The sequence below is a fragment of the Nocardioides malaquae genome, assembly GCF_015070385.1.
Lineage (GTDB): Bacteria > Actinomycetota > Actinomycetes > Propionibacteriales > Nocardioidaceae > Nocardioides > Nocardioides malaquae.
In genome coordinates this window covers 1-3,232 of sequence record NZ_JADCSA010000028.1, presented here as the reverse complement: position 1 = coordinate 3,232, position 3,232 = coordinate 1, and the positions used below count along the sequence as shown (strand labels likewise).

Genomic DNA, 3,232 nt, shown 5'->3' with positions numbered 1-3,232 from the left:
AATTAGTGCCTTGCCGACGCACTAAGAACAAGCATCACCGCAGGTCAGCGCGTTCCAGCCCTCAGGAATCTGTGCAACTGACCCAACTCAGGCCGAAGGTGCCGTCGCAGGCACGACCCAGCGGATGCTCCGACGGTCCCGACCGTGGTGACCAGCACGCCCACGCTGTGGCGGGGAAGTGGGTGCGGACCTGGGCCAGGACGTGGGCGGTGCGGGCGGTGATGAGTCCCTTGCTGGTGGGGTCGTCGACCATCCCGTCTGGGTCCTCCCCGGGAAACTCCGTGGCGGGACCAGCAGCGGGCTCGGAGCAGCCCGCGACTGCCGCGTCGGCATCGACGGCCGCGGTCGCGGCCCCGTGGCTGGCGAGCCACGGTTCAGGGTCGGCGGGGGGCGCGTCTGCGCCGCCGGGGAAAAGTTCGAAGTGGAGGTGGGCGCCGGTCGAGTAGCCGTCACTGCCGACGTCGGCGATGTGTTGACCGGCGGTGACGGTGTCACCGGTGGCGACGTGCACACCGGAGGCGTACATGTGGGCGTAGCCGGTGGCCACCCTCTTCCCGTCGACGGTGTGCTCGATGACGATCCAGTGTCCGTAGCCGGTGGCTGGGCCGGCGAACACGACTCGTCCGTCGGCTGCCGCCAGGATCGGCGTGCCGGCGCTGGCGGCGAAGTCCACGCCGCTGTGCAGCTTGCGTTCGCCGGTGATCGGGTGCACCCGGGTCCCGTACCGGCTGGTCCGCACCCACGTCCCCGCAGGAAGGGGGAACACCACCCGAGCGGTCTCCGGGACGCTCACCGGATCGCTCGCGTCCGTCGCAGCAGCGGCGGACGGGAGGCAGTTGGCCTGGGCCGCAGGGTTCAGGACCGTCCCCACCGCGATCAGCAGACCCTGCCGCTACCCGGGACTAGATCGAATCTCTTTCAGAGAGCCGGTGTAGTTCGTCGGTCGTCGTGGGGATGAACAATCCCGAGCGTCGGCGGACACGGGGGCATCGGGGTTTGGTGCGCGCACTGATCACGGCGTCGGCGTCGTGGATGTGTCTTCGGACCAGCCAAGTCCGAGTGACTGTCTGCTCCACGGAACTTTCGCCATCGTCACAGCGGTGCGCTGGGACAGAGCGTCGATGAGTGCGTGGCTTCCACCGACACCGACGTGGAGAACGTCGACGTCCTGGCTTAGACACCAGGACTGGTCCGGAGGCCAGACCGCTGCCGGGCAGACGTTCTGGCCGGGGTTCCTTCGACCCCAGTCCAGCCATTCCTCTAGCGTGCCTCGAGCGTGGATGTAGTCGCGATACGGCAGCATCCGGTCGAGCGTCCTCGGCTTCAGCGGGGGTTCATAGTGATGACCGACCCAGAACTTGAAGTGGAGGGTCGGGCGTTCCCCCGTGAGATCCTCGATCGCCCGCAACAAGGCCACCACGATGTCGCGTTCACTGGGTGCGGCGTCCCAGAGTTGCTCGTCGAGCTCGTCGATCGAAGTCCCGGGAACGGGCGGGTCGGGCACGGTCAGGGCTCGCGCGTACGACTCGAACCCGGCGGGTCCGAGCTGTTGGACGACAAAAACCATCGCATCGCGCTCGGGCGTGCCGACGGGGAGTCCGAACCAGGCGCCGGACGCGACATCGTCGCTGAACTCAAAGCCCATAGTCCCTCCTGAGGATCGATGGGGAGATCCGGGAATTTTTCGCCGCTCTACGTTTCGGTCGAATCATAGGATTCGGCAGTAGACGTTTCTGTACTTGGCCAGTTTGAGACTGTTGTCCCAGGTCCCGTGGACGTCGACGTCGACGTAGTTGGCCCAACCGGTCAGCTTCAGGTTGGAACAGTTGGCTCGAACGTTCATGCGTGGCTTGTTCGTGTTTTTTTTCGCGGGCTTGATTTCTTTAGAATTGCACTTCTTCTGTATCCAGTGCTTCGTCCCGTTGTCTGCAACCCACAACTCGTGCAGGCAAGCCTTGACGGTTGCCTTCGTCCCTGAGCATTCGCCCTTTCTCCACCAACCATGGGCAGAGACCTGGTTCTTTGTCCCGCCAGTCTCGGTAGACTCATGTGGGTCATCCCCGCCAGTCACGGGCATGCAAGCCCCGAAAAGACGCCTTCGACTCAACCCCCTCTTCTGTCCAGGGCGTTTCGTTAGCCTAAACTGTGTCCCCGCAACCTTCTGATCGCCTAGGGCATCCGGCGATACGTCTGAAAGAGACTCCCGAATTACGGTTCCGGACTCGTCTAGAACGGGCAGAGCGCTTAACTCGACGGCATCCATTCCATGTAACGTCGTAGGTTCCCCGAGTGCGTCGATATGGTCTCCCACTTGGACGTCATGGAGTTCCTCTGAGGACAGAGCGCTCGCTGAACCAACCGGGGTACGATCGCTGGTCGCAGACTGCGCATGAATGGAGGGCACAGCGACGAGTCCCATCGAGATGACTCCTGCAGCGACGGCCTTGTGCCTCCAATTGACCTTCATGACTTCCCCTCCCTACTGGTGCCCGCCAGGACTGGTACGGGCAAGTGCTGCCACGAAAGGTAGCGGAGTGCCGGTACGGGTGTACCCGGTGTCTCATCGACGACCATGATCGTGGCCATACTTCTGCCCCGGTGTCCGCCCCTGAGGTCTGGGGCTGACGTGAGGCCGGTGGTGAGAGAGCCTGGGAGGGGAAGCTGGGGCCGTCCAACTAGATAAACGTTGGTGGATCCCGTGGCACTGAATGGAAGCGGTTGTAGAGGAGCGCAGGAGGCAGAGACTGAGCCTGCTGGATCCTAAGAGTCCCGAAGGTCGAGACACTGGGCCGCGAATTCCCCCACGGTTCTAGGGATCCAAGAGAGGGCAACTGGGCACCATCATCCTGCGTCCACTCGATCGGGTGAGCGTTACCTGAGGGCGATAGTGAAGTGCAGGTGGTCGTAGTGTCCACCGGTCACGTTGCCGGGGTCGTGCATGCCGCCGCCGTTGTAGGGCCGCCAGCCCTCGCTGTGGCGGGCCGATGACCAGATCCGGCCTTGCCAAATCAGGTACTCCACCCCGAGGGCGGAGGCGTTGGTCTTCAGCCAGTTCGTGACCTTCCAACCGAGGTCCAGGGAACGGCCGGTGGCGGGCACCCCGATGGCGTTGCCGAAGGTGCCGTCGCAGGCACGACCCAGCGGATGCTCCGACGCCTGACTTGGGTCAAACGCCTTAGTGCCTTGCGGCGGGTGTTTGCAAGGCCTTGAGGAGAGCTTCGTCGTCAGGGCT

The 3,232-nt window shown here is 64.0% G+C and carries 4 protein-coding genes; all 4 read right to left on the bottom strand.

Features of this window, described 5'->3' with window-relative positions:
• Window positions 1–61: 61 nt before the first annotated feature.
• The 4 genes from IEQ44_RS15475 to IEQ44_RS18510 all read right to left on the bottom strand — a co-directional run bounded on the left by IEQ44_RS15475 (window position 62) and on the right by IEQ44_RS18510 (window position 3,228).
• Entirely contained in the window at window positions 62–871 is an 810-nt protein-coding gene (locus IEQ44_RS15475; protein WP_319804713.1) for a M23 family metallopeptidase, read from the bottom strand.
• Window positions 872–1,012: 141 nt separating this feature from the next.
• Window positions 1,013–1,645 (bottom strand): hypothetical protein, encoded by a 633-nt coding sequence (locus tag IEQ44_RS15470; protein ID WP_193639376.1) that lies wholly within the window; start codon window positions 1,643–1,645, stop codon window positions 1,013–1,015.
• A 63-nt stretch (window positions 1,646–1,708) separates the two neighbouring features.
• Entirely contained in the window at window positions 1,709–2,263 is a 555-nt protein-coding gene (locus tag IEQ44_RS15465) for a hypothetical protein (RefSeq protein ID WP_227487597.1), read from the bottom strand.
• A gap of 608 nt (window positions 2,264–2,871) precedes the next feature.
• On the bottom strand, window positions 2,872–3,228 hold the full coding sequence (locus tag IEQ44_RS18510; protein WP_498371224.1) for a VldE C-terminal domain-containing protein: 357 nt from the start codon (window positions 3,226–3,228) through the stop codon (window positions 2,872–2,874).
• Window positions 3,229–3,232: the final 4 nt, after the last annotated feature.

Bases quoted from the DNA above. Each gene is read 5' to 3' on its own strand.
- IEQ44_RS15470 (WP_193639376.1), bottom strand. From the start codon at position 1,645: ATGGGCTTTGAGTTCAGCGACGATGTCGCGTCCGGCGCCTGGTTCGGA.
- IEQ44_RS15465 (WP_227487597.1), bottom strand. From the start codon at position 2,263: ATGGATGCCGTCGAGTTAAGCGCTCTGCCCGTTCTAGACGAGTCCGGA.